This is a genomic window from Agrobacterium larrymoorei, assembly GCF_005145045.1.
Lineage (GTDB): Bacteria > Pseudomonadota > Alphaproteobacteria > Rhizobiales > Rhizobiaceae > Agrobacterium > Agrobacterium larrymoorei.
The window spans coordinates 91492-118431 of the sequence record NZ_CP039691.1 but is presented as its reverse complement, the minus strand read 5'-3'; the positions used below and the strand labels follow the sequence as shown (position 1 = coordinate 118431).

Annotated in this window: 21 protein-coding genes; 8 read left to right on the top strand and 13 right to left on the bottom strand. The window is 58.2% G+C overall.

Going from position 1 to position 26940, the window contains the following annotated elements; all coding sequences use genetic code 11:
• Positions 1 to 43 precede the first annotated feature (43 nt).
• From CFBP5473_RS00565 to polA, 4 genes are all read right to left on the bottom strand, one after another.
• Positions 44 to 1402, bottom strand: a complete 1359-nt coding sequence (locus CFBP5473_RS00565) for a sigma-54-dependent transcriptional regulator (protein ID WP_027674588.1) — start codon at positions 1400 to 1402, stop codon at positions 44 to 46.
• Positions 1399 to 3222, bottom strand: coding sequence for a sensor histidine kinase (locus CFBP5473_RS00560; protein WP_027674587.1), 1824 nt, complete (start codon positions 3220 to 3222; stop codon positions 1399 to 1401). The genes CFBP5473_RS00565 and CFBP5473_RS00560 overlap by 4 nt, the downstream gene beginning before the upstream one ends.
• A 284-nt stretch (positions 3223 to 3506) precedes the next feature.
• Positions 3507 to 3692: a 50S ribosomal protein L32 gene (gene rpmF, locus CFBP5473_RS00555; RefSeq protein WP_016556742.1), complete on the bottom strand. Its 186-nt coding sequence runs from the start codon at positions 3690 to 3692 to the stop codon at positions 3507 to 3509.
• A gap of 169 nt (positions 3693 to 3861) precedes the next feature.
• Positions 3862 to 6852, bottom strand: a complete 2991-nt coding sequence (polA, locus tag CFBP5473_RS00550; RefSeq protein ID WP_027674586.1) for a DNA polymerase I — start codon at positions 6850 to 6852, stop codon at positions 3862 to 3864.
• A gap of 394 nt (positions 6853 to 7246) precedes the next feature.
• Between polA and CFBP5473_RS00545 the strand changes: the two genes are divergently transcribed.
• Positions 7247 to 7681, top strand: coding sequence for a MarR family winged helix-turn-helix transcriptional regulator (locus CFBP5473_RS00545; protein ID WP_027674585.1), 435 nt, complete (start codon positions 7247 to 7249; stop codon positions 7679 to 7681).
• A 170-nt stretch (positions 7682 to 7851) separates the two neighbouring features.
• On the top strand, positions 7852 to 9243 hold the full coding sequence (locus CFBP5473_RS00540; protein ID WP_027674584.1) for a M20/M25/M40 family metallo-hydrolase: 1392 nt from the start codon (positions 7852 to 7854) through the stop codon (positions 9241 to 9243).
• A 415-nt stretch (positions 9244 to 9658) separates the two neighbouring features.
• Here the strand turns inward: CFBP5473_RS00540 and CFBP5473_RS00535 are convergent, their stop codons facing one another.
• A complete protein-coding gene (locus CFBP5473_RS00535; RefSeq protein WP_027674583.1) occupies positions 9659 to 9868 on the bottom strand; it encodes a cold-shock protein in 210 nt (69 codons plus the stop codon).
• Positions 9869 to 10361: 493 nt separating this feature from the next.
• Between CFBP5473_RS00535 and CFBP5473_RS00530 the strand changes: the two genes are divergently transcribed.
• The 3 genes from CFBP5473_RS00530 (at position 10362) to CFBP5473_RS00520 (ending at position 14625) form a co-directional block, all read left to right on the top strand.
• Positions 10362 to 10820, top strand: a complete 459-nt coding sequence (locus CFBP5473_RS00530; RefSeq protein ID WP_027674582.1) for a YbaK/EbsC family protein — start codon at positions 10362 to 10364, stop codon at positions 10818 to 10820.
• Between the two features lie 178 nt (positions 10821 to 10998).
• Positions 10999 to 13311, top strand: a complete 2313-nt coding sequence (locus tag CFBP5473_RS00525) for a transglycosylase domain-containing protein (protein WP_027674581.1) — start codon at positions 10999 to 11001, stop codon at positions 13309 to 13311.
• Positions 13312 to 13521: 210 nt separating this feature from the next.
• Positions 13522 to 14625, top strand: coding sequence for a glycoside hydrolase family 25 protein (locus tag CFBP5473_RS00520; RefSeq protein ID WP_027674580.1), 1104 nt, complete (start codon positions 13522 to 13524; stop codon positions 14623 to 14625).
• A gap of 17 nt (positions 14626 to 14642) precedes the next feature.
• On the opposite strand, the gene CFBP5473_RS00515 is transcribed toward CFBP5473_RS00520, so the two are convergent.
• The gene (locus CFBP5473_RS00515) at positions 14643 to 15506 is read right to left on the bottom strand and encodes a DMT family transporter (protein WP_027674579.1); all 864 of its coding nucleotides are present in this window, start codon (positions 15504 to 15506) and stop codon (positions 14643 to 14645) included.
• A gap of 159 nt (positions 15507 to 15665) precedes the next feature.
• On the opposite strand from CFBP5473_RS00515, the gene CFBP5473_RS00510 reads away from it, so the two are divergent.
• Together CFBP5473_RS00510 and CFBP5473_RS00505 are read left to right on the top strand one after the other, a co-directional pair.
• Positions 15666 to 17024 carry an aminotransferase-like domain-containing protein gene (locus tag CFBP5473_RS00510; RefSeq protein WP_106389349.1) on the top strand — a complete coding sequence of 453 codons (1359 nt, stop codon included), beginning with the start codon at positions 15666 to 15668 and terminating at the stop codon, positions 17022 to 17024.
• A gap of 77 nt (positions 17025 to 17101) precedes the next feature.
• Positions 17102 to 17425: a hypothetical protein gene (locus tag CFBP5473_RS00505; RefSeq protein ID WP_084631533.1), complete on the top strand. Its 324-nt coding sequence runs from the start codon at positions 17102 to 17104 to the stop codon at positions 17423 to 17425.
• Positions 17426 to 17485: 60 nt separating this feature from the next.
• Here the strand turns inward: CFBP5473_RS00505 and CFBP5473_RS00500 are convergent, their stop codons facing one another.
• From CFBP5473_RS00500 to CFBP5473_RS00480, 5 genes are all read right to left on the bottom strand, one after another.
• The gene (locus tag CFBP5473_RS00500; protein ID WP_027674577.1) at positions 17486 to 17782 is read right to left on the bottom strand and encodes a CcdB family protein; all 297 of its coding nucleotides are present in this window, start codon (positions 17780 to 17782) and stop codon (positions 17486 to 17488) included.
• A complete protein-coding gene (locus CFBP5473_RS00495; protein ID WP_027674576.1) occupies positions 17782 to 18012 on the bottom strand; it encodes a type II toxin-antitoxin system CcdA family antitoxin in 231 nt (76 codons plus the stop codon). Before CFBP5473_RS00495 ends, CFBP5473_RS00500 begins: the two co-directional genes overlap by 1 nt.
• A gap of 56 nt (positions 18013 to 18068) precedes the next feature.
• A complete protein-coding gene (gene lepA / locus CFBP5473_RS00490; protein ID WP_027674575.1) occupies positions 18069 to 19895 on the bottom strand; it encodes a translation elongation factor 4 in 1827 nt (608 codons plus the stop codon).
• A 141-nt stretch (positions 19896 to 20036) separates the two neighbouring features.
• A complete protein-coding gene (locus CFBP5473_RS00485; RefSeq protein WP_037170811.1) occupies positions 20037 to 20897 on the bottom strand; it encodes a prephenate dehydratase in 861 nt (286 codons plus the stop codon).
• Between the two features lie 13 nt (positions 20898 to 20910).
• Positions 20911 to 21666, bottom strand: coding sequence for a 3-deoxy-manno-octulosonate cytidylyltransferase (locus CFBP5473_RS00480; RefSeq protein WP_027674573.1), 756 nt, complete (start codon positions 21664 to 21666; stop codon positions 20911 to 20913).
• A gap of 149 nt (positions 21667 to 21815) precedes the next feature.
• Here CFBP5473_RS00480 and CFBP5473_RS00475 point away from each other — a divergent pair, with 149 nt between their 5' ends.
• Positions 21816 to 22400 carry a c-type cytochrome gene (locus CFBP5473_RS00475; RefSeq protein WP_027674572.1) on the top strand — a complete coding sequence of 195 codons (585 nt, stop codon included), beginning with the start codon at positions 21816 to 21818 and terminating at the stop codon, positions 22398 to 22400.
• A gap of 48 nt (positions 22401 to 22448) precedes the next feature.
• On the opposite strand, the gene CFBP5473_RS00470 is transcribed toward CFBP5473_RS00475, so the two are convergent.
• Both CFBP5473_RS00470 and CFBP5473_RS00465 read right to left on the bottom strand, forming a co-directional pair.
• The gene (locus CFBP5473_RS00470; RefSeq protein WP_051441207.1) at positions 22449 to 25580 is read right to left on the bottom strand and encodes an efflux RND transporter permease subunit; all 3132 of its coding nucleotides are present in this window, start codon (positions 25578 to 25580) and stop codon (positions 22449 to 22451) included.
• Complete coding sequence (locus tag CFBP5473_RS00465) at positions 25577 to 26890, bottom strand: efflux RND transporter periplasmic adaptor subunit (RefSeq protein ID WP_027674571.1); 1314 nt, start codon at positions 26888 to 26890, stop codon at positions 25577 to 25579. Before CFBP5473_RS00465 ends, CFBP5473_RS00470 begins: the two co-directional genes overlap by 4 nt.
• Between the last annotated feature and the right edge of the window lie 50 nt (positions 26891 to 26940).

Genomic DNA, 26940 nt, shown 5'->3' with positions numbered 1-26940 from the left:
TGGGTGGATTTCCACCCATCGCACTAAAGCTAGATGCGCAGGATCAGTTCTTCATGTCTTCTTCGACAAGAGCGTGTTTCGTCAGCGCGTATTTCTGCATCTTTTCGTAAAGCGTCTTACGCGATATTCCGAGCGTCTCATAGACGGCTTTGAGATTGCCTTTATGGGCAGAAATTGTTCTTGCGAGGATGCTCTTTTCGAACTCCGCGACCTTGGCCGAAAGGCCGTGAGCCGAGAGATCACCCGACTGTACGCCTTCGGCAAGCTGTCCATCCAGCCCGAGAACGAATCTGTCAGCAGCGTTTCTCAACTCGCGAACGTTACCTGGCCAGTCCTGCATAGCCAGCGATGAAATGATGTCGGAGGGAACTTCGGTGTCCTCTCTGCCGTACCGCGCCGCCGCTTCCCGCACGAGATGCAGAAACAACAGCGGGATATCGGCACGCCGCTGGGCAAGCGAGGGTACATGCACGGTTGCGACATTCAGGCGATAGAGCAGATCCTGACGGAAGCGTCCCGCGAGTGCCTCCTGCGCCAGATCGACCTTGCTGGTGGCGATGAAGCGGACGTCGAGCTCAACCGTTTCATTGGAGCCAAGCCTTGTGATGGTTCGCTCCTGCAGAACGCGCAACAGCTTGCCTTGCATCTCGAATGGCATGGAGCCGATTTCATCCAGCAGGATAGTCCCGCCGCGTGCATGTTCGAACTTGCCGTAACGAGGGCGAAGCGCGCCCGGAAAAGCTCCTGCCTCATGGCCGAAGAGTTCGCTTTCGATCAAATGCTGCGGCAGCGCCGCGCAATTGATGGCCACGAAGGGCCGGTCGGCGCGGGCGCTGACATCGTGAAGAGCGCGGGCGACGACTTCTTTACCGGCCCCCGTGTCGCCGATGATCAGCGTATCGGCATCTGCTGCACCGATGGCACGGATGCGGTAACGCAGGTCCACCATGACCTGCGTGCGGCCCGGAAGGCGCGTTTCCAGATCGTCGCGCTTGCCTGCCACTGCGCGCAGGCGTCGGTTTTCCAGCACCAGCGCACGCCGGTCCATGGCGCGTTTGATGATGCCTGCGAGATACTGGATGCTGAAGGGCTTCTCGATGAAGTCATAGGCGCCGTTGCGCATGGCGCTGACGGCCAGTTGCACATCGCCATGACCCGTAACCAGAATGACCGGAATTTCGGCGTCCAGTTCGCGCACCTTTTGCAGCAAGGTCATGCCGTCCATGCCCGGCATTCGAATATCGCTGACGATGACACCATCGAAACTGTAGCCGATCAACTCAAACACATGGTCGGCATTTTCAATGGTGACGACGTCGAGCCCCGCAAGCTCCAGCGCCTGCGCGGTGGAAAGCCGCAAGTCCTCTTCGTCATCGATCAGCAATATGCGGGACATGTTCATTCCGCCGCAACCTCCATCGGCGCCTGCGCCGCCAGTTCGATATCGAACCGCGCGCCGCCGCCGTCAAGATTGGTGACGCTAAGACGCCCACCGAAATCCTTCACGATGTTGTAGGAGATGGACAGGCCAAGCCCCAGCCCTTTGCCCACGCCCTTGGTGGAGAAGAAGGGGTCGAATATGCGCTCCATGATCGCGGGCGGTACACCCGGTCCCCGGTCGCGCACTGAAATCACGATCCGCTCGTCCTGTCGGCTGGCCGTAAGGTCGATCCGCCGGTCTTCGAGGCCTTCCACCGCATCGGCAGCGTTGGAGATGACGTTGACGAGAACCTGTTGAAGTCGCACCGGCCCGGCTTTTACGAAGAGCGGATCAGGCCCGAAATCGACATGCAGAACCGCATCCGCCGCCTTCAGCCGCGCGCTGACTATCTCCAGCGTATCGGCCACCACTGCATCCAGAGACACCGGTCCAATACGTTCATTGGGTTTGCGGGCGAAATTGCGCAGGTGCTTACTGATCGCCGCCATCCTGTCGATGAGCGCGGAAATGCGCGAGAGGTTGGAGCTTGCCTCCTCGACGCGCCCCCGCTCAATCAATAGGGCGGCGCTCTCGGCATAGGTCTTGGCAGCGGCAAGCGGCTGGTTGAATTCATGCGAAAGCGCTGCCGACATCTGGCCGAGTGCTGCGAGCTTGCCTGCCTGAATGAGATCCTTCTGCGTTTTGCGCAGCTGCTTTTCCGTCTGGCGGCGTTCCGCGATTTCGCGCTTAATGTCACGGTTCACCCGCGCCAAATCAGCTGTGCGCTCTTCCACGCGATGTTCCAGTTCTGCCTGCGCCTCCGCCTGATGGACAAGCCGATCCCGCAGTCGCCTGCGCCGCTGAAGCATGGCCGCAGTCACCGCGCCTGCCAGCCCGAGGCAGAGGATGGCGGCAATCATCATCGTCTTGACCTGCGTGCGCACGGAGCCTGTGTCCATCAGCACGTTTACCGTCCACCCGGCTTCGGGCATGGGCTGGGTCAGCAGAAGGTATTCGCGGTCCTGTTCGCCCTCCTTGATCGTCATCAGCCGGTGGCTGCCGAAGGCTCCTTCGGAGGCAGGAAGCTGGCTCAGCCTTGCATCGGCATAGCGGCGGGAGGCTTCGGTGCGGGCAATCCTGTCAGGCGTCAGGGGCAGGATGGCGGAGTAAAGCCATTCCGGCGTTCCCGTCATGAAGATGATGCCTTCGGGATCGGTGACGAAAATGCGGTTCTCACCATTGCCGAAGGAGGATTCGATGCCTTCGATATCCACCTTGAAGACGATGACGCCCTTGATCACGTCGTTGAAAAGGATCGGCGATGCGAAATAATAGCCGCGCTTGTGAGACGTTGTGCCGAGTGCGAAGAAGCGGGATTGCAGACCTTTTGCGGCATCCTGAAAATAAGGCCGATAGCTGAAATTCTGGCCGACGAAGCTTGCCGGTCCGTCATAATTGCTGGCCGCAATGGTCTCGCCATCCAGCGTCATGATGTAGATGTCGGAGGATTTCAGCAGGTCGTTGATGGATTTCAGGTAGATATTGGCCCGTTGGCGCAGCAGCTGATCATCCGGGTGCGCGACGAGTTCCTCGATATCGTCATGATCCGCCATCAGGGCAGGAAGCGGCTCATAGCGGTTGAGATGCCCACCGAGTGCTGAAACCGCAAGCCGCAACGTCGTGCCGCCCTGTGCGGCAGCCTCGTTGAAATAGCTTTCGGCAACAAGATCGCTTCCCTTGGTCAGCGCGATGCCGCCAATTCCAAGGCAAAGCAAAACGATGCCGATCCATCGGTATCTCAACGAAGTTGAACCCTCCACGTTAGCTGGTTTTCCGCTCCGCCGTCATCCCGGACTTGATCCGGAATCCAGTGCGATCAAGTCTTTGATCGCGAAAGAGTCTTTGCGCCGCAGACGCGCCGCTGCTGGATTCCGGCTTAAGGCCGGAATGACGGAGAGAAAAAATGCAGCTCTCCTCTCAGCAAGTCTAAGTGGAAGCGCCCAACTTTCCAAGCACCCTTAGCAAAACAAAAAAGCCGACCCAAAGGCCGGCTCATTCGTCATGCAGGACATGTTGAAGCGCTATATTATGCGCTTTCTTTCGGCGTCAGAACCTGACGGCCACGATACATACCGGTCTTCAGATCGATATGGTGCGGGCGGCGCAGTTCGCCGGAGTTCTTGTCTTCAACGTAGGTTGCTGCCTTCAAGGCGTCAGCCGAACGGCGCATACCGCGCTTGGACGGGCTCGTTTTTCTCTTAGGTACTGCCATTTGTGTTACTCCACTTAAGCGGCGAAACACGGGAACCGGCCAGAACCAAGGCCGAATGTCGCATGTCTCGATATCGGAAATTTGGCGCGCTTATACATGCCTTACGGGGCTTTGACCAGCCCTGACGCGCATTTTTTCGCGAGAGGCGAATCGCCGCGCCATTTTCATATCAATGCGCCTCATCCCAATTGTCTGCAGCGCGGGCATCCACCTGCAACGGCACCTTCATGTCGATGGCGGGCATGGCGGCGTTTTCCATGATGGAGACCACGACGGGCAGGGTCTTCTCGATCTCGCTTTCCTCGACTTCGAAGATAAGTTCGTCGTGTACCTGAAGCAGCATGCGGGCCGAAAGCTTTGCCTCATCAAGGGCAGGTTCCATGCGGATCATGGCGCGGCGAATGATGTCGGCGGCGGAGCCCTGGATCGGTGCGTTGATGGCGGCGCGTTCGTTGAAGGCGCGCACCGATGGATTGGACGACTTGATTTCAGGGTAATTCACCCGGCGACCGAAGATGGTTTCGACATAGCCGTTTTCGCGCGCGAAAGCCTTGGTGTTTTCCATATAATCGCGAATGCCGGGGAAGCGTTCGAAATACTTCTTGATGTAATCGCCCGCTTCCGAGCGGCCAATGCTCAGCTGGTTGGCAAGGCCGAAAGAGGAGATGCCGTAGATGATGCCGAAGTTGATGGCCTTGGCGCGGCGACGCACTTCGGACGGCATGCCTTCCACCGGCACGCCGAACATTTCGGATGCCGTCATGGCGTGAATATCGATGCCGTTTTCGAAAGCGTTCTTCAGCTGCGGAATGTCAGCGACATGCGCCAGCACGCGAAGCTCGATCTGGCTGTAATCGGCAGAAAGCAGCTTGTTGCCCGGCGTGGAGATGAAAGCCGTTCTGATTTTGCGACCTTCTGCCGTGCGCACCGGAATGTTCTGGAGGTTCGGCTCGGAGGAGGAGAGGCGTCCCGTTGTCGTGGATGCCAGCGAATAGGAGGTGTGGACGCGCTTGGTGTCGGCGTGGATATAGCCGGGGAGGGCATCCGTATAGGTGGATTTCAGCTTGGTCAGCTGACGCCAGTCCACGATTTTGCGCGGCAGCTCCATACCTTCGGCGGCAAGGTCTTCCAGCACAGAAGCGGAGGTGGACCATTGGCCGGTCTTGGTCTTCGAGCCACCCGGCAGGCCCATCTTGCCGAAGAGAATATCGCCAAGCTGCTTCGGTGAGCCGATGTTGAATTTCTCGCCGGCGAGCTCGTAAATTTCTTCTTCGAAGGCAGCGGCCTTCTGCGCCAGCTCGCCTGAAAGGCGCGAGAGGATTTGCCGGTCTACGGAAATGCCGCGCTCTTCCATATGCGCCAGAACCGGCACAAGCGGGCGTTCCAGCCGCTCGTAAACCGTGGTCAGGCGATCTGCCACGAGACGAGGTTTCAGCACCATCCAGAGGCGAAGCGTGACATCGGCATCTTCGGCGGCATAGGCAGTCGCCTTGTCGATATCCACGAAATCGAAGGTGACGCCGGATTTGCCGGAGCCCGCGACATCCTTGTAAGGGATCGGCGTGTGTCCGAGCCAGCGTTCCGAGAGCGCATCCATTCCATGCGCGCCTTTGCCCGCTTCCAGAACGTAAGACAGCAGCATCGTGTCGTCATAGCTCTGCATGACAATGCCGAGACGTTTCACCAGCAGGTAATCATATTTCAGGTTCTGAGCGACCTTCAGAACGGCGGGGTCTTCCAGAAGCGCCTTCAGCCGCTCGATCGCAAGATCGTAAGGAATCTGGTCGGGTGCCAGCTTGATGCCATCGCTGAACAGATCGCCACCGGAGCCGGTCTTGTGAGTGAGGGGTACATAGGCCGCGATAATATCGGAACCGCTCGCGTTCTTGCTGTTATCGGCAATCGCCAGCGAAAAACCCACCAGTTCGGCATTCATCGGGTCGAGCGATGTCGTTTCGGTATCGAAAGCGACGACGCCGGTTTCGCGCGCCATGGCGACCCAGCGATCCAGTTCTTCAATGGTGCGGATGGTCTGATAGGCTGTCGTGTCTATCTTTGCAGCGGAGAATGTCGCTTCGCGGGCAGATGCAAGCTCTTTCGGCGTGTCGCCTTCTGCCTTGGAAAGAACGGCACCGACATCCGAAACCGAATTCTCGCCAAGCGGAACCCCAGCCTCGTCTGCCGAGCCCGCTATTGCATCCAGATCGGGCCCGTGTGCTTCTGCGCCACGCTCGACAGGAACATGCGCGGGGTCGATGGCAGAGGCATCCGCTCCGGTCGCTTCGGCCACGCGGCGCGTCAGTGTGGTGAATTCCATGGCCTTCAGGAAGGCGATCAGCTTCGGGCCGTCCTGCGGCTCGAGCGTCAGTGCATCCAGAGCAAGCTCCAGCGGAACATCTGTGCGCAGCGCGACGAGCTGGCGGGAAAGACGCGCCAGTTCCGCATTGGCGATGATGTTTTCACGGCGCTTCTGCTGCTTGATTTCCCCAGCGCGTGAAAGCAGCGTATCGAGATCGCCATATTCTTCCAGCAATTGCGCCGCCGTCTTAGGCCCGATGCCGGGGATGCCCGGAATATTATCGGTCGAATCGCCTGTCATCGCCTGAAGGTCGATCATCTTTTCAGGCGGCACGCCCCATTTCTCGACGACATCGGGAACGCCGATCTGCTTGTCCTTCATCGCGTCGTACATATGCACATTCGGCGTGACGAGCTGCATCAAATCCTTGTCGGAGGAGATGATGGTCACATCCGCGCCGATTGCTTCCGCCTGGCGGGCGTAGGTGGCGATGATATCGTCAGCTTCGAAACCTTCCGTCTCGATGCAGGGCAGGTTGAAAGCGCGCGTGGCGTGGCGGATGAGGCCGAACTGCGGAACGAGATCTTCCGGCGGCGCGGAGCGGTTGGCCTTGTAGAGATCGTAAAGCTCGTTTCGGAAGGTTTTGGAGGAATAGTCGAAAATCACGGCAAAATGGGTTGGCGTCACCCCGACATCGGTATTGCGCGCATCCTTCAAAAGCTTCCACAGCATGTTGCAGAAACCGGACACGGCATTGACCGGCAAACCGTCTGATTTGCGGTTGAGCGGAGGGATGGCATGGAACGCCCGGAAGATGAAACCGGAGCCGTCCACGAGGAAGAGATGATCGCCTTTTTTCATGGGAAGCATGGATAGCGCGCAGGGCAGATAACGTCCACATAAACTTGATGGAAGAGCGGTGAGCGGAGGGCGGATTTCGCTCTCTACCAGTCACTCGGTTTTTCACCGTAACGTTACCGATTTGTAATCCGGTCTTCCCTTGAAAAGCCGCATTTGGGGCCTCATTTCTAGGAGGACGGCGACTGATCACGCCGTAGTCTGATTGCTGGCTCGTCCCCCGCCGCGTCAGACCGGGCAAAGGCCTTTCCCCCTCTCCGGGCCTTTGTCCCTCAATATGACCGCCATGACCGTCCCCTCCCGGTCATGGCGGTTTCTTTTTGTGGATGACGCATGTTTCGCGAAAGCATTCCCTTCTATATCGCATGGTATGTAATTGATCCGGACGATGCGCCCGATGCGATTTTCACGACATGATTCGGCGACCTATCTCGCGGCACAACTTGCCAAGACCTTTTCGAGAGCGCTGCACAAGCGCGCCGCCGCTCTCGGCTTTTCACCGGGCCAGTTCCCCGTTCTGCTGGAACTCTGGAATGAAGACGGCTTGACGCAACGCCAGCTTCTCGACAGGGTCGATATCGAGCAGGCCACCCTCGCCAATACCTTATCCCGCATGGAACGGGACGGCCTCATCGAGCGCAAGCCTCACCCGAATGATCGCCGCGCGCAGGTGATCAAGCTCACGGAAAAAGGCTTGAGCCTCGAGCAACAGGCAATCGCCGCATCGAGGGCAACGGATGATACGATCCTGCAAGGTCTGTTGAAGTTCGAGCGTCAGTTGCTGCTGGAATATATGGGCCGGGCAATCGACGCAGCAAAATCCGAAAAGTGAGTTTTCCGGCTCGAAACCGCGGTGGGTTTGCTCTATCTTCCGCCGATCTAACGCATCGGCGCGAAAACCGCACACGATTTTCGGATAGCGCGATGCGGAGGTTCAAACAGTTGGAGCGTTCCAGTGCGTCCATATGGCGCGCAACTCTCCAGTTATGACAGGATCGCGCAATGACAGATATTTCCCCCGTTCTTTCGGCGGTTGACGACAATCTTCCTTCCAGCCTCGAAAGATTGTTCGAACTCGTCCGCATCAAATCCATCTCGACGGACCCGGCCTATAAGGCCGAGTGCCGCAAGGCAGCCGAGTGGCTGGTGCGTGACCTGACCGGCATCGGCTTCGATGCCTCCATTCGCGATACCGCCGGTCATCCCATGGTGGTTGCGCATCATGATGGTGCAGCGGCTGATGCGCCGCATGTGCTGTTTTACGGCCATTATGATGTTCAGCCTGTCGATCCTATCGAGCTTTGGGAAAACGATCCCTTCGACGCGGGCCTGAAGGACATTGGCGAGGGACGACAGGTCATCACCGGTCGTGGCACCTCGGATGACAAGGGTCAGTTGATGACCTTCGTGGAAGCGTGCCGCGCCTATAAGCAGGTCAGTGGCTCGCTGCCCATCCGCGTCACCATCCTGTTCGAAGGCGAAGAGGAATCCGGTTCGCCGTCCCTCAAGCCATTCCTCGATGCCAATGCGGATGAGCTGAAGGCCGACTACGCGCTGGTCTGCGATACCAGCATGTGGGACAAGCAGACACCCGCCATTGCCGCCGCTCTTCGCGGGCTGGTGGGCGAAGAAATCGTCATCACCGCCGCTGATCGCGATCTGCATTCCGGCCTTTTCGGCGGCGCTGCCGCAAATCCGATCCATATTCTAACCGGCATTCTTGCCGGTCTGCATGATGAAACGGGCCGCGTCACTCTTCCCGGCTTCTACGACGGTGTCGAGGAAACGCCCGCCAATATCAAGGCATCTTGGGAAAATCTCGGTCGCTCGGCGGAATCCTTCCTCGGCGAAGTCGGGCTCTCCATTCCAGCCGGTGAGAAAGGCCGTTCCGTTCTCGAGCTGACCTGGGCTCGCCCAACCGCCGAAGTGAATGGCATCGTCGGCGGCTATACGGGCGATGGCTTCAAGACTGTCATTGCTGCCAAGGCTTCAGCGAAGGTTTCCTTCCGTCTGGTCGGCCAGCAGGACCCGGCAGCCATCCGCGAAAGTTTCCGCGCCTATGTGCGCTCGAAGATCCCGGCTGACTGCTCGGTTGAATTCCACGAGCATGGTGCGTCTCCCGCTATCCAACTGTCTTATGATTCTCCCGCGCTGACCAAAGCCAAGTCCGCCCTTTCCGATGAATGGGAAAAGCCTGCCGTCGTTATCGGCATGGGTGGCTCGATCCCGATCGTGGGCGACTTCCAGAAGTTGCTGGGCATGGATTCGCTCATGATCGGCTTCGGTCTGACGGATGACCGCATTCACTCGCCAAACGAAAAATACGAGCTTCAATCCTTCCACAAGGGCACGCGCTCCTGGGTACGGATTCTGGCTGCGCTGAGCGGAAAGTGAAATCGAGTGGTGCCGCCTGTCGGGCGGCACCTGCTCCAATTCGGAGCCTGAAAAACAAAAAGGCCGGGCAAGCCCGACCTTTCATTCCGTTTAAGCTTTCAGTGCCAGTACATCCGTGGTCAAAGCGCTAAAACGGTTTGTGTCTCAGCACGGCGCCAACTTTTCGCTGTCGCTCATGTCTTCCCTTTCATCATTGCGCACCTTGGTTAATTTTTCATTAACGGGAAGAGCAATGCGGCGGCTCATCTAAAGCCTCATCGGGAACTGCCGAAACACTGAGGAACCCTATATTGGTGTGCATCATGTCTTTTACAAGGCCGATCATCAATTAAACTGAAAAGACCTAAAAACGAAAAAGGCCGAGACGAAGTCCCGGCCTTTCGAATGATGACTGCTGGCCAGGCCAGCAGTTGCGTTATGCAGCTACGATGCTGTCAGCAGACATCTTGCCAGAACGACGGTCCTGAACGAGTTCGTAGGAGATCTTCTGACCGTCCTTGAGACCGCTCATGCCTGCACGCTCAACTGCAGAGATGTGAACGAATACGTCCTGTGCGCCGTCATCCGGCTGAATGAAGCCGTAGCCCTTGGTTGCGTTGAACCACTTTACAGTACCAGTCGCCATAACGATTTCCTTCCGTTGGCAAATTACGTTTGCGCTGAGAATCAGCGCGGTTTGGTCGAATTTGAAGGAAAGAAAGATCGTCGTGTGCGTCTTTTAAGGGACGCCGAAGCTCTGGTCGTCAAACAAATATCGATGGCAAGAGAAGTAGGGTGCAACGATCAAGAAGTCAAGTTTACGCGATCAAACGCAGACCGACAAATTTCGTAGGCGATAATTTCTATGAAAGTCAGATGATTGCGTCACATGACGGCAATAAAAAACCCGGCGCGGGAGGAGGTGCGCCGGGTTCTTAAAACTGACTGACAACTGGGAGGAGGAGTGTTGCCAGTCCAATCGGGCGACGCTGGGAGGAGGAGTGCGTCGCTTCGATGCCTGTAGGATACAATAGTTCCCGTCCGAAAACAGACCTATCATTGCAGCGCAGCATTGCAAATTACGCATAGCTAGGCCGTTGCCACTTGCTTCCAGAACATTCGACGCCTAAAGATTGCGCATGAGCCTCGTTTCCGTCCAAGAATTCTTCGCCAACCATGCTCCAGACATCAAGGTGCTGGAGACAGAGGAAAGCTCCGCCACCGTCGCATTGGCTGCTGAGGCCCATGGCGTCGATCCCGACCAGATTGCCAAGACAATCTGCCTCAAGGCGGGCGACACCATTATCCTTGTGGTCGCGACGGGTATGAAGCGGTTGGATAATCGCAAATTCAGGGACCGCTTTTCGGCAAAGCCGCGCATGTTGGGTGCCGAAGAAGTCGTAGAGGTTACGAGCCATCCCATCGGCGGCGTATGCCCCTTTGGCCTGCCGTCTCCCTTGCCTATCTATTGCGATGTATCGCTTAAGCAATATGCCGAAGTGGTTCCGGCTGCGGGCGCCATCAATGCGGCCGTGCACATCTCGCCGGAGCGTCTGGTGCAACTGACACATGCCGAATGGGTCGATGTTTGCCAGTGAATGCCAGTGATCGGTCGCGGCGCCGCAGGCACGCCCAAGTGACGCTCCAGTGTCGACAATGTGAAGCGCAAGCGCCCTTAACGCCACCTTAAATCGCCGCATTTAAGCTTCATCGGGATGAACCTGAAATCACGAAGCGTCCGCAGCGGCGTCATTATCATGGAGCAGTTTCCGACAGATGGCAGGTAGTGGAAAATCACGCCAGAGAGTTGAACCTTCTTTTGGGGATTTCCACGATTCCGGTGACGATCTGCGTCTGGATGCGAGCGACCGCGTGGCTGGGACCAATGGCGGCGGCAAAAAATCCGGACCATCCGACGCGCCGACGAAAAAACGCCGCAGCAAAACATCCGCGCCAAAGAGGCAATCCCGTGAAAGCAGCGGCGGGTTCACAGGCTTTATCCGCTCCTGCATCTACTGGTGCATCGTGCTGGGCATCTGGGGCGGCATCGCCGTTGCAGGCGTCGTCGTCTATTACGGCGCGCGCATGCCGAGCGCCAGCACATGGACGATCCCCGAAAGACCACCAAATCTGAAAATCGTCGCTGTTGATGGAACGGTGCTTGCCAACCGTGGAACGACCGGCGGGGAGGCGCTGTCTCTCGAAGATATGTCGCCCTATATTCCGCAGGCCGTCATCGCGATTGAAGACCGTCGTTTCTATTCGCATTTCGGGGTGGATCCGCTGGGTCTTGGCCGCGCCATCGTCACCAACCTCATGCATGGACGAACGGTGCAGGGCGGCTCCACGCTGACCCAGCAGCTGGCAAAGAACCTTTTCCTCTCGCCCGAGCAGACATTCGAAAGAAAAATACAGGAAGCGCTGCTCGCCATCTGGCTGGAGCAGAAATACACCAAGGACCAGATTCTCGCGATGTATCTGAACCGCGTTTATTTCGGTTCGAATGCTTATGGTGTCGAGGCCGCAGCGAGGCGTTATTTCAACAAGTCGGCGCGAGACGTCAATCTTGGCGAAGCGGCAATGCTGGCGGGCCTGTTGAAGGCACCGTCCCGCCTCTCTCCCGCGCGTGATCCACAGGCCGCGGAAGAGCGTGCGCAGGTGGTGCTGCAATCCATGCAGGATGTCGGCTTCATCTCTGAAAGCGAAATCAAGACCGCCATGTCCCAGCCGCCTACCAAAGCTAAACGCTTCTGGTCGGGTGCCGAGCATTATGCAGCGGACATGGTGCTAGACGAGGTTCGTGGCCTGATCGGCGATATCAAGCAGGATCTGACGGTCGATACGACAATCGATCTCAGCCTTGAAAAGGATGCGGAAAAATCCCTGGGCGATGTGCTGAAGGGTGAAGGCAAGAAGCTTGGCGCGTCGCAGGCCGCTCTCGTTTCCATCGATGGAAGCGGTGCCGTGCGCGCAGTTGTCGGCGGTGCGGATTATGCCGAAAGCCAGTTCAACCGCGCCACCAAGGCCAAGCGCCAGCCCGGATCTGCTTTCAAGCCCTTCGTCTATATCGCCGCGCTGGAATCCGGCCTGACGCCGAATTCGGTTCGCAACGACGCGCCGGTGAAGATCGGCAACTGGACGCCTGAAAATTACGACCAGAAATATCGCGGCGAGGTAACGCTCGCGACGGCTCTGGCCAATTCGCTCAACACCATTGCAGCGCAGCTGGTCATGGAAGTCGGCCCGAACCGGGTAACGCAGGTCGCCCATCGCATGGGGATCGAATCCGATCTTCAGGCCAATGCCTCCATTGCGCTCGGCACCTCGGAAGTCTCGCTGCTGGAGCTGACATCCGCTTATGCGCCGATGATGAATGGCGGCTTCAAGGCCACGCCGCACATCGTCAAGCGGATAACCGATAGCGATGGCAAGGTTCTGTACGAAAACAAATATGACGATCCGCCCCGCGTGCTGGATGAGGGCATTGCCGCAACGATGAATGGCATGCTGACCGGCGTCATCAATGAAGGTACCGGCAAGGCTGCACGCCTCAAGGGCTGGCAGGCGGCGGGCAAATCCGGGACCACGCAATCCTTCCGCGATGCTCTCTTCGTCGGTTACACCAGCCAGCTGACGACCGGGGTCTGGTTCGGCAATGATGATGGCACGTCGATGAAGAAGGTCACCGGCGGTGGCCTGCCTGCCAAGGCATGGAAGGAATTCATGACGGCAGCCCATAGCGGCCTGTCACCTTCGCCACTCTTCGGCCTTGGAACCTACGGCGCACCGGATATCGGCCAGCCCATGGCACAAACACCTGCCGCACCGCCTTCAACAATCGGCGACATCATATCGCATGCGCTTGGGGGCGGCTCGGCACCCACGCCACCTGAATATCCCGCAGCACCGGTGGGCCGCGAACAGACAGCAGGCACCGTACCTGCGCCGCCTTCCGAATACCCGAGCCAAGCCTATCCGCAACAGCAATATGGTGGCCCGGTTCCGCCTGCGGATGTCGGCGGCGGTTCACCGCAGCGTCAAAACGGGCCGAAACAGACGACGCTTTTCGACATTCTTATGGGTAATTGAGAGCCGACCCATCAGCGCCGCGCCTGCCGCTGCACAATTCTGCCAATCACGCAAAATCAACTGCCGGTGAAGCTTGCCTTCATCCGGCTCGTTGCCGCTTGGCGTAAAGATTGGATTCAGTCTTTTTTGATAATCTTCCGTTAGTCATACCTTTTGGTCACCGGGGTTGCGGATTTTTCGCCGCCGGTTTTGTTTTGCGTACGGGTTCTCATGCGTCGATCGACAGTGCCAGCTTTAGTTCTCGCCTGCCTATCCATTACGGGCTGTACGTCCAGTTCCGGGCCTGAGAGCCTGATGGCGGGCGTGCCTTCAAAGGAAGTGACGAATTCCGTCACGCCGTCTGCGCCTGTTCCACAGGCAAGCGTCGGTCAAGGTCAGGTCAAAGCTCCCTTGCGTGCAGAGCCGCATCAGGAAGTTCTCGCCTGGGGCGGCCCTATGCCGGGAGGTTCTCCGGCATTTGCCGCTGTCGATAAGCAGGTTGGGGGACAGAATATTCCAGTGCCGCAGCCGGTCGCGCCCGTTGCTCCGCAAGCCCGCATCGATCTCCCGCAGGATCGACCGGTGCAGGTTGCCATGGCGGGCAGCGCGGCCATCAGCGCTGGTTCGTCCGCACGTTCGAGAATTTTTCGCTCGGCTTTCTCCGATGCAAAGCCGATCAATTTCGGCAGAATTCAACCGCGGCATTTTGAAGTTCACGGTGTCGATGTTTCCCGCTGGCAGGCCAATATCGATTGGGAGCGCTTAAGATCGCGTGGCGCGAACTTCGCCTTCATCAAGGCGACAGATGGCGGCGACCATCTGGACCCCATGTTCAGGACCAACTGGGCACGAGCCAAGGCCGCTGGCGTTCGCCGTGGCGCCTATCATTTCTTCTACTGGTGCCGCCCTGCGAGCCATCAGGCAGACTGGTTCATCCGCAACGTGCCGAAAGACCCGGACGCCCTGCCTCCGGTTATCGATGTGGAATATAACGGCGAATCCAGCTGCCGATTCCGGCTTTCCCGCGCGCAGGTGCTGGAGAAGATGCAGGTCTTCATGGACAAGCTGGAACGCCATTACGGCCAGCGCCCGATCATCTATACCGCGCCGGATTTCTACAAGGATCACCTTGCCGGTGAGCTGCGTGATTATCCCTTCTGGCTGCGCGCCGTCGCGCAGCATCCATCCAAGGTTTATCCAGACCGTAAGTGGTTGTTCTGGCAATATTCCGGCTCGGGCCTCTCCCACGGCGTGGAAGGCAAGATCGATCTCAACGTCTTCAACGGCAGCGAAGAGGCCTGGCATCGTTGGGTCGGGCGTGGCGGTAATGGTTGAGGCTTAAGGCCGGAGGCTTACTTCGCAAACTTCTTGGCACCTGCCACGCAGGCAACGACGCCAAGCGTGACCGCCAGCATGGCAATGCTGACGGTCTCGCCAAGCAGGGTCGCTGCGAGCAGCAGCCCGAAGAATGGCTGCAATAGTTGCAACTGACCCACTGCCGCGATGCCGCCAAGCGCCAGACCTCGATACCAGAAGATAAAGCCGATCAGCATGCTGAAGAGCGAGACATAGAAAAGTCCGCCCCAGGCCTGTGTCGCGATTCCACTCCATGTAGAAGGCATGGTGAGGAAGGCCAGCGGAAGCATGATCGGCAGGGAAATGACCAGCGCCCAGGAAATTACCTGCCATCCGCCAAGCCTGCGCGAAAGTGCGGCACCTTCCGCATAACCCAGCCCGCAAGCAGCGATTGCCGCCAGCATCAACAAATCACCTTCGAGATTACCCTGACCGTTGAGGCTGATCGCAAAACCGGCGACCAGCGCGCTGCCGATGCAGGAGAAAAGCCAGAACGCCGCCCGAGGCCGCTCACCGCCGCGAAGGACCGCGAAGATGGCTGTCGCCAGCGGCAGCAACCCGATGAAGACGGTGGAGTGAGCGGACGTGATATGCTTCAACGCCAGCGCAGTCAGCAGCGGAAAGCCGACGACGACTCCCAGTGACACGATGACGAGCGAAAACAGGTCACGCCCCGCCGGTCTTTTCTGACGAAAGATAAGCAGCAGCGAAAAACCCAGTAGTCCCGCAATGCTGGCGCGGGCCAGTGTCAGGAAAACCGGATCGAAGCCCGTCACCGCCAGTCGGGTCGCGGGAAGCGATCCGCTGAAAATCAAAACGCCGATAAAGCCGCTCAGCCAGCCGCTCGATAATCTGTTCATGCCATGCACTCCATTTCAAAATTTTTATGGCTTGAAAAGGCTGGCGCTACCAGAAACAGTGGCATACAGTTTTGCAAAACTGTTATGGTTTCTTGAGCAGAACAGATGGATGTCACTCGAAGCAGTACCGAAAGCTTGTCTCCCCGAATAGATGCCGTCATGACGGAAATTCGGCGGCGTATCTCTTCCCGCACATTGACGCCGGGGGCGAAGCTTCCCTCGGTTCGGGCGCTTGCAAAGATTTTAGCCGTCTCGACCTCGACCGTGGTCGAAGCCTATGAGCGGCTGGTTGCAGAGGGCGCGATACGATCGCGCCCGGGCTCCGGCTTCTATGTGGCCAGCGCTCTCGCACCCCTGTCGCTGGCGGACATCGGTCCAAGGCTCGACAGGGCGGTCGACCCCTTCTGGGTTTCGCGTTTAGCGCTCGATCCGAGAGAGGATATCGCCAAGCCCGGTTGCGGCTGGCTTCCGCCATCATGGATGCCGGAGGAGGCGCTCAGAAAGGCGCTGCGCAATTTATCGCGTATGCAAACCAACATCCTGACGGATTACGGCACGCCGCTCGGCCTGCTGCCGCTCAGGCAATTGCTTGCCAGAAGGATGGCGGAGAATGGGCTTGCGGTCGGAGCCGATCAGCTTTTGCTGGTCGATTCCGGAACGCAGGCTATCGACCTTATCTGCCGTTTTCTTCTGGAGCCGGGCCAGACGGTGCTGGTGGATGATCCCTGCTATTTCAATTTCCACGCATTGCTGCGGGCGCACCGCGTCAAGGTCGTCGGCGTTCAGTACACGGCGGATGGGCCCGATGTCGCGCTCTTCGAAAGGGCTCTGGAAGAGCATGGGGCCCGGCTCTACATCACGAATTCGGCCATTCATAACCCGACGGGCGCCGTCCTCTCACCCGTCAACGCTCACCGCATATTGATGCTGGCGGAGCGCGCCGGGCTGACGATTATCGAAGACGATATTTTCGCGGATTTCGAAATCACCAAAGCGCCGCGACTGGCCGCTTTCGATGGCCTGAACCGTGTCGTCCAGATCGGAAGTTTCTCGAAAACGCTCTCCGCCTCTGCCAGATGCGGCTACATCGCCGCCCGCAAGGAGTGGATGGAGCCGCTGGTCGATATGAAGATTGCCGCCAATTTCGCGGCAAGCCAGCTCTCCGAGGCTCTGGTGCTGGAAGTTCTGAAGGATGGCAGCTACCGGAGGCACATGGAAGCACTTAAAGTTCGGCTCTCAAAGGCGCGGGCCGAATTGATCCCGATACTGAAGACGCTTGATATCCAGCCATGGATCGAGCCGCGATCCGGCATCTTTCTCTGGTGCAGGCTGCCGCATGTCGTCGATGCCGCCACTGTTGCGCGTCACGCGCTTAATGAAAACATGGTGCTTGCACCGGGCAATGTCTTTAGCCAGTCGGAAGCTGCATCCGGCTTCATGCGCTTCAACGTGTCCCAGTGCGATCATTCCAAATTCGTTGAGATTCTCCGGCAAGCAATCGCCGCCTCCCGCAAGTAGCGAAACGGCGATTTATCATATTCGGAACAATTCACGCAGATGTGCATTTTCTCCGCATAGGAAGAGGAGAAAATGACATGACTTTTGATCCAAACCTGCCCCGCGACCCGAATCTTCGTCCGGATCGCCCTGAACTGCGTACTACCCCCGAAGCCTCCCGCAAATCCGCCGGTTGGGCTCCATGGGCCGCAATCATCGTCGTGCTGCTGGTAGGTGGTTTCATCTGGATGCAGATGAGCAGCCCATCCACCACCGACCCGACGACAACATCGTCCACGACGCCGCCAGCCGCAAGCGATCAGGCTCCAGCACCGGCACCGATGACGCCAACCGCCCCGGCTACGCCACCAGCAAATAACGCTGCCCCGGCTTCGCCTAACGGTACGTCCACACAGCCGTAATCGGTTCGTTGTTATTGTTATGGAAACCGCTTGCCTCGGGGCAGGCGGTTTTTCTTTTGATCAGAATCCCTGGAAGAGGAAATCAGTTGCTGCGATGATGGCGTCGTTGTGGACCGCAAAGTTCGAAACGGTAGCTTGTATGTCTCTGGAAGAGATTGCACCAAGCATATGGGTGACCATGACATATCGTATGCCATCGAGATCAAATACGGGATTGAGGCGTGCGACGGGTCTGGGAAACTCTTCGAGACGTAAAAGTGGCGCTACGACGCGTGTTTCTAATCCATCGATAATGGACGATTGAAGGTCCACGACAAGCGCGCCCGACTTCAGGCGATGCACATCAAATCGCGTCATCAGAAGGTGCGATATTGGGCAAGTGGCAAACCATGCTTTTCGACATATTCGTTCGATTGCCGAATAGCCTCAGCATTCTCAAGTCGCCATAAGCGCTCACGCTCCGCCTTGATGGCGTGGCTGATGCCTTCTTCGGCTGCACGGGAAATATTGATTTTCAACTCTTTGGCCTGCTCGACAAGAGCACCATCGAGAGAAAGATTAGCGGCTTTTCTGGCTGTCGATGGCATGGCAATCTCCAAAAGCAATGCGCATATCCTATACGCATTGCGCCCGGAGGAAAAGCTTACTCATCTTTCATCTTGAGCGCTGCGATGAACGCTTCCTGAGGAATGTCCACCTTGCCGAACTGGCGCATGCGCTTCTTGCCTTCCTTCTGCTTGTCCAGAAGTTTGCGCTTGCGGCTGGCGTCGCCGCCATAGCACTTGGCGGTCACATCCTTGCGCATGGCAGAGATCGTTTCACGGGCAATCACGTTCGAGCCGATTGCAGCCTGGATCGGAATCTTGAACATGTGGCGCGGAATGAGGTCTTTCAGCTTTTCGCACATGTCGCGGCCGCGCTTTTCGGCAGCCATCCGATGTACGAGCATGGAGAGAGCATCCACTGGCTCGCCGTTGACCATGATCGACATCTTCACGAGATTGCCTTCGCGATAACCATCCAGATGGTAATCGAAGGAGGCATAGCCTTTCGAGATAGACTTCAGACGGTCGTAGAAATCGAACACGACTTCGTTGAGCGGCAGCTCATAGGTGATCATGGCGCGCTTGCCGACATAGGTCAGTTCTGTCTGGACGCCGCGACGATCCTGGCAAAGCTTCAAAATACCGCCGAGATAATCATCCGGCGTCAGGATGGTTGCCTTGATCCATGGTTCGCGGATTTCCGCAATCTTCACGACATCCGGCATGTCAGCCGGATTGTGAAGCTCACGCTCGGAGCCATCCGTCATTGTCAGCTGATAAACCACCGAAGGCGCGGTCGCGATGAGATCCAGATCGAACTCGCGCTCAAGACGCTCCTGAATGATTTCCAGGTGCAACAGGCCCAGGAAGCCGCAGCGGAAACCAAAGCCGAGAGCCGCAGACGATTCCATTTCGAAGGAGAAGGACGCATCGTTGAGGCGAAGCTTGCCCATGGCCGCGCGCAAATCTTCGAAATCTGCCGCATCGACGGGGAAGAGACCGCAGAACACCACCGGCTGCGCAGGCTTGAAGCCCGGCAGCGCATTGGCGGTCGGGCGCTTGTCTTCGGTTATGGTATCACCCACGCGGGTATCGGCCACTTCCTTGATCGAACCGGTGATGAATCCGATTTCGCCCGGACCGAGGCTATCGACAGCCACCATTTTTGGCGTCAAGACGCCGACGCGTTCCACCTGATATTTGGCGTCCGTGCCCATCATGCGGATGGTCTGGCCCTTGCTCAGTACGCCATCGAGAACGCGCACAAGAACCATGACGCCGAGATAGGTGTCGTACCAGCTATCCACCAGCAGCGCCTTAAGCGGACCCTTTTCGCCAAGCTCGCTCTTGGGTGCTGGCAGCTGCTGCACGATTGCTTCCAGCACATCGGGAATGCCAAGACCGGTCTTGGCCGAAATCAGCACCGCCTGCGATGCATCGATGCCGATGACTTCCTCGATCTGTTCCTTGATACGGTCCGGTTCAGCAGCCGGCAGGTCGATCTTGTTGAGAACGGTGACCAGTTCGTGATTGTTGTCGATGGCCTGATAGACGTTGGCAAGCGTCTGCGCTTCCACGCCCTGAGAGGCATCGACCACCAACAGCGAGCCCTCGCAGGCCGACAGCGAACGCGAGACTTCATAGGCAAAATCGACGTGGCCGGGTGTGTCGATGAGGTTCAGGACGTAGGTCTCGCCGTCATTCGCCTTGTAATGCAGGCGCACTGTCTGTGCCTTGATGGTGATCCCGCGCTCACGCTCGATATCCATCGAGTCGAGAACCTGTTCCGACATATCGCGCTCGGCAAGCCCGCCCGTCGACTGGATCAACCGGTCGGCAAGGGTCGATTTGCCATGGTCGATATGGGCGACGATGGAGAAGTTGCGGATATGGTCGAGTGGCGTGCGGGTCGAATTGGTGCTCATGCCCCGCGCTATAGAGGGTTTCGCGCTCAAATGGAAGCTGTTCTATCGCTGCAAAAAGCGCTATCGCGGGCTTTTCGGGCGCTGAATTGTTCAAGGTAGCCACCGCGCGTTGCCGCGTTGAAGATCGAGCCTCGATAGAGCTCAAACGTTGTTCAGCTTCCCACGCATCGCATGCCCCGTATACACGCCGAGGATCCGCACCTTCTCCGAGAAGAACTTCAGCTCTTCCAGCGCGTGGCGCACCGATTCGTCTTCAGGGTGGCCTTCGATATCTGCGTAGAATTGCGTTGCAACGAACTTGCCGCCGATCTGATAGCTTTCGAGCTTCGTCATGTTGATGCCGTTGGTGGCGAAGCCGCCCATGGCTTTGTAGAGGGCTGCGGGAATGTTGCGGACGTTGAAGACGAAGGTGGTGACGATCACCTCTTCCGGCGTCGTGCGCTTCGCCCATTGCTCGTCTCGCGACAGGACGACGAAGCGCGTGACGTTGTTGTCTGAATCCTCAACATTTTCGGCAATTATATCAAGCCCGTAAAGTGAGGACGCGAGGCGTGGCGCGAGCGCTGCCATGCTGCGGTCGCCCTTTTCCGATACGAGCTTTGCGGCACCGGCGGTGTCACCTGCCACCACCGGCTTCCAGCCGTTGGAGCGGATGATCTTGCGGCATTGACCCAGCGCATGGATGTGGCTGTGGACGGTCTTGATCTCGTCCTTTTCAACGCCCGGAAGCACCATCAGCTGAAAGCGGATCGGCATGAAATATTCGCCGATGATGTGCAGGCGGGATTCGGGCAGAAGATGATGAATATCCGCCACGCGTCCCGCCAGCGTGTTTTCGATGGGGATCATGGCCAGATCGGCATCACCATTTTCAAGCGCGTTGAACGCATCCTCGAATGTCGGGCATGGCAGCGGGTCCATGGTGGGAAACACATCCCGGCAGGCCATGTCGGAATTGGCGCCATATTCGCCCTGAAAGGCAATGCGATTGCTGCTGGTCATGATGATGATGCCGTCAGTTCTGTTTGCTGCTGAGAATTTTGCGGGCGGTTTCCAGCTGTGGCTGGGTATCGACGCCAAGAGGAACGGAATTCACGATTTCCGCATCGATCCGCATTCCCGCCTCCACAGCGCGCAGCTGCTCGAGGCTCTCGCGCTTCTCAAGCACCGAAGGCTTCAGCGACACGAATTTTTCGAGTGCGGCACGTCGATAGGTGTACAGGCCGATGTGATGATAAAGCGGGCCGTTGCCATAGGGTGCGGTGGCGCGTGTGAAATAAAGCGCGCGCAGACGCGTGTCGGAAAGCGGGCTGCCGACAATTTTCACGATGCTCGGATCGGTCTTTTCTTCCTCATCGGTGATCGGCACGGTCAGCGTGGCGATATCGACGGAGGGATCTTCCATCGGGCGAAGCGACGCGCGGATCGTCTCCGGCTCGATGGTCGGAAGATCGCCCTGCACGTTGATGATGAATTCGGCGCTACCGTTCGGATCGGCTTTCTGAAGCGCTTCATAGATGCGATCGGAGCCTGACTGGTGATCCTGCCGGGTCATGGTGACATCGAAACCGGCATTCTTCACGGCCTCGAAAACCTGTTCGTTATCGACGGCAACGACAATGCGTTCCGCTCCTGCTTCGCGGGCGCGCAGAGCAACCTGAACGATCATCGGCTTGCCGCAAATGTCGGCCAGCGGCTTGCCTGGAAGGCGGGTTGAAGCCATTCGTGCAGGAATAAGCACGATCGCCTTTTCGAAAAACCGATTATTCATTCGACACCCTTCAAATTCCGCCGGAAAAGTGGCAATACGTCACGGGGCGGAGAGCATATTCAAGTTGCGCAGGCTGTGCAAAAGCCATAGCTTTCAAGCAATTTCAAGATGCCCGTTTCGAGCAAACGGTTGTGAGGGAGCGCAAATCAATGAATTCACGGGTAAACATGGCGGTCGGCGCCCTTCTGGGCACGGTGTTCGTCCTTATGTCGGTGTCTATAGCGTCGGAGGGTATTTTTCACGCCCCGGCCCCCGAAAAGGAAGGCTACGCCATTGTTGCGGAAATTAGCGGTAGCGAAAGTGCTGGTGGAGCAGCCGAAGCGCCCGCGACGCCGATTGCCAAGCTTCTCGCCAGCGCCGATGCGGCAAAGGGCGAGACCACATTCAAGAAGTGTACGAGCTGTCACTCCGGGGAAAAGGGCGGCCCCAATAAAGTCGGCCCTGACCTTTACGACGTCGTCAACCGCCCGATCGCGAGCCACGAAGGCTTCAGCTACTCTGCAGGCATGAAGGATTTCTCCAAGGGCAGCACCGAGAAGTGGGACTACGATCACCTCAACTACTTCATCGAAGCGCCCAAGAAGCATGTTCCCGGCACTGCGATGGGCTTTGCGGGCCTGAAGAAGGAAACCGAACGAGCAGACCTGATCGCTTACCTGCGCACGCTTTCGGACAATCCGGCACCGCTGCCGGACCCGAATGCAGCACCGACCATGCCTGCCGCGACGAATTGATCCTTATCAGTTCATCAAAAAAGCCCGGGTGACCGGGCTTTTCTTTTGTCATGCAGCGGCTTTTTTGGGTGTTTCAACCGCGTCCGCATTGGTGGCATGTTCTCGGTCATGCTTTCTGGAAAAGAGCTTGCCCAGACGCGTTCCCATCCGGTCCATCTCCACGAAGATGACAGGGGTGATGAACAGCGTCAGGATCTGCGAAACCACCAGGCCGCCCACAACCGCGATGCCAAGCGGCTGGCGAAGTTCCGAACTGGCACCCGAACCGAGCGCAATGGGCAATGCACCCAGAAGCGCGCAGAAGGTCGTCATCATGATGGGCCTGAACCGTCGCACGCAGGCTTCGTGGATGGCGGTGATGGGCGATTCGCCCTTGCTGCGAATATTGTCCACTGCCACGTCGATCATCATGATCGCGTTCTTCTTCACGATACCGATCAGCATAAGCAGGCCGATAAGCGCGATGATGGAGAAGTCCATGCCCATCAGCTCAAGTGCTAGAAGCGCACCGAAGGCGGCAGCGGGTAGACCTGAGAGAATGGTGAGCGGGTGGATGAAGCTTTCATACAGCACGCCCAGCACCACATAGATCGTCAGCACCGCAGCCAGAATCAGCAATCCGGTGTTGCCCTGCGATTGCTGGAAGATCGCAGCCGTGCCGCCATAGGTGGTGAAGACATCCGCAGGCAGGCCGATTTCGGACTTGATCGTATCGATCCGCTCCATGGCCTGACTGAGCGACACACCGTCCGGCAAGTTGAAGGAGATGGTGGTGGAGACCAGCTGGCCGGTCTGGTTGATCGTGACCGGAGCCTGCAGGCGTTCGACGGAAGCGAAGTTCGACAGTGGCACCAGCGTATTGGTCTTGGTCGACAGGATGTTGATGTCGCGCAGGAAGTCGTCCGTCCAGGGCTTGGCCCGGTCGAATTCCACCACCACGTTATAGCTGTTGCCGGTGGACTGGATTTGCGCGGCATCATAGCCGCCGAAAGACATTTCCAGCGTCTTGCGCAGCTGATCGTTGGTGATGCCGAAGGCGGCGGCCTTTTCGGGATCGATCTTGATCGTTGCCGAAATCGCGCCGTTCTGCGCATCCGAAGTGACGGATGTGAAGGTGCGGTCCTTGCGCATCTCATCCATCAACTTGCCGGACCACTGGCTGGTGGCATCGGCACTCAGGCCCTGCACCACCAGCTGATATTGCGAGGCGGAGCTGCGGCCACCAAAGCGAAGGCTCTGCTGCGGGGTGATGTAGGTTCTGATGCCCACGACCTTGGAAGTGGTTTTGGTCAATTCGCCAAGCGTTTGTGAAAGAGGCGGTCTTTCGTCCTTCGGCTTCAGCTGAACGAACATCGAGCCGTTATTGAGAGGACTGCGCGAGTTGCCGCCGACGATGGAGGTGACGTGCAGCACAGCCGGATTGGCGCGAATGGCCGCGGCAACCTGGTTCTGAAGATCGCTCATAGCGGTATAGGATATATCCTCACGAGCGCGCGTCGAAACGGACAGCTGGCCGATGTCTTCCTGCGGGAAGAAGCTGGAGGGCAGGATCTTGAAGAGGATGCCAGACGCAGCAATCGAGCCGAGGAAGCACATCAGCACGATAGCGCGATGGCGCAGGCACCAGCCAACCGCCCGGTCGTAACCCGAAAGTGTGCGATCGAACCCGGCATTGAACCAGCGGATGATGGCAGGAGGCCGCGAGGAATGCGAGGACAACCGCGAGGCAAGCATCGGCGTGACGGTGAGCGACACCAGCGCAGACGCCATGATGGCAAGCGTCACCACCATGCCGAACTCGTTGAACAGACGCCCGACAACACCGCCCATCAACAGGATGGGGATGAAGACGGCAACCAGCGATACCGACATGGAGAGGATGGTGGCGCTGACTTCACCTGCGCCCTGAAGCGCCGCTTCGCGCATGGGCAGGCCTTCCTCATGCAGGCGCAGAATATTCTCCAGCATGACGATGGCATCGTCCACCACAAGGCCGACGGAAAGTGTCAGCCCCAGTAGCGAGATGTTGTCGATGCTGTATCCGAGGCAATACATGGCGCCGAAGGCAGCGATCAGCGACAGCGGAACGGCGAGGCCGGGGATGATCGTCGCCGTCAGATGCCCCGTGAAGAGATAGATGACGAGGACGACGAGCGCTATCGTCAGGAACAGCGTGAACTGAACGTCGGATACCGCATCCTTGATCGCGGTCGAGGTGTCGTTCATCACGTGGATATTGATCGATGGCGGCAGCTGCTCCTTCAGCGCAGGCAGCTTGTCCTTGATGGCGTTGACCACATCCACCGTATTGGCATCAGACTGGCGCTGGACGGCGAGAATAATGGCAGGTTCGCCATCGAACCAGCTGCCCGCATCCGGATTATCCACGCTGTCCTGCACATTGGCGACATCGCCGAGATGGATCGGAGCGCCATTCGCCGTGGCGATGACGAGCGACTTGAACTCTTCTGCATTGGTTCTCTGCGTGTCGGCATCGATGGTCAGGCGTTGGTTCTGATTTTGCAGCGCGCCGACCGGCACCTGATTATTGGCCTGGGTGATTGCCGTCGTCACGGTATCGACGCCGATATTGCGTGCCTGAAGTAGCGATGGATCGAGACCCACACGCACGGCATAGGTCTTGGCACCGTAAATACTGACCTGCGCCACGCCTGAAATGGTGGAAAGCAGCGGCGAAATCACGTTTTCCGCAATATCATCCACCTTGCTGGCGGGCATTTCCTTGCTGTTGACGGCAAGCAGCAAGACCGGCGCATCTGCCGGGTTGGTCTTGCGGTAGCTCGGCGTCGTCGTCATGTTCGTCGGCAGCTGCCGCTGCGCGCGCGAGATCGCGGCCTGCACGTCGGCAGCGGCGGCGTCGATATCGCGGTTCAGATCGAACTGGATTACGATGGAGGTGTTGCCGAGCGTGTTGGTGGCGCTGATTTCGCTGATACCGGGGATGGTTTCGAACTGCTTGACCAGCGGTGTCGTAACGGACGTCGCCATGGTTTCCGGCGAAGCACCGGACAGCGAGGCCGAGACGTTGATCGTCGGAAAATCAACCTTGGGAAGGGCCGCGACTGGCAGCAGGCGATAGCCCGCCAGACCCGCAAGGATAAGGCCTATCGCGAGCAGGACGGTGGCAACAGGGCGATTGATACAGAAGCGTGCGATCATTGGGCGGCCTCCGTGACAGGGCCGTTCTGCGCAACGGTGTCTGCCTTATCCGCAGTCGGCGACATCTTCTCGATGACCGTCTGGCCATCCACCAACTCTGACTGACCTTCAACGATGATATGCTGCCCGGCAGAAAGCCCCTTGGCAATCGCAGTCATGTCGCCATTCGAACGTGCGACATCGACGGGCGTGACGTGCACATGCTGGCTGTCATCCACAGTATAGACGAAAGCGCCTGTCGGCCCGGCTCTCAGAGCAACCGTTGGAACGACGATCTGCTCGTCATCCGACTTGAAGTGCACGGTGACATTGGCCGATTGGCCCGGCCATACAAGGCCTTTATCGTTCTGGAATTCCGCCTTGACGAGAACCGTGCCGGAGGCCTGATCGACATTGTTATCGAAGAAGCTGAGCTTGCCGGTGACCGGTGTTCCGCCCGTTGCGGCAGGATCGATGCTGACGGCGGCTTCCGACTTCAGACCCTCATGAAGCTGCGGCAGATAGCGTTGGGGCAGCCTGAACTCCATCGAGATCGGGTCGTAGCGCGTAATGCTGACGATGGTGACGCCTGCGCTCAGGTAAGCCCCGGGGCTGACCGTCACATCGCCGAGCCGCCCATTATAGGGCGCGCGGATTTCCATATCCTGAAGCGCTGCCTGATCGGACTGAAGGGTCGCCTTATCGGCGTCGATCTTGGCTGCTGCCGAATCACGCGCGGCCCGCGTCTGTTCCAGCGACTGCTGCGATTCGACGCTCTGCTTTGCCAGATTGGAAGCGCGCTGAAACGCGGCCTCGTTTTGCGCCAGCGTGGCCTGGTCGGCAGCGATATCTGCCTGATCCTTCGCCACTGCGGCGACCGCGTATCGGTCATCCATCTTGAGGATCAGATCGCCAGCCTTGACTTCCTGCCCATCCTTGGCACTGACGGACAGGACGACGCCCTGTTCTCTCGGCGCGATATTGGTAGAGTCTGCCGCAACGGCCCAGCCGGTTGCTGCAACATCCATTGGCAGTGTCGCTTCTTCGACTGCGACGGTGGAAACCGAAGGCGGGCCACTATTGCGGCGACCGCCGCCCTGGCCCCTGCCGGAACCTTGCCCGCCGGATGACTTTTCACTCGATGATTGGCCGTCCTGCGAGCGGCCGCCAGCTTTTTCACCGTTCTTCTGTTCTCCGCCAGCAGCGGCAAGCTTCTGGTGGTTTTCTCCGGCAATGAATGGCAGGGTCTTAATATAGGGAATAGAGTCGCGAAATGGCCATGCTGCAACAGCGATGACGGCGACACTGGCAAGTATCCATAATTTTTTCATGACGGAGTTCCGGCTTGGATGAGAAAACCGCAGCACGCCACCGTGCCGTT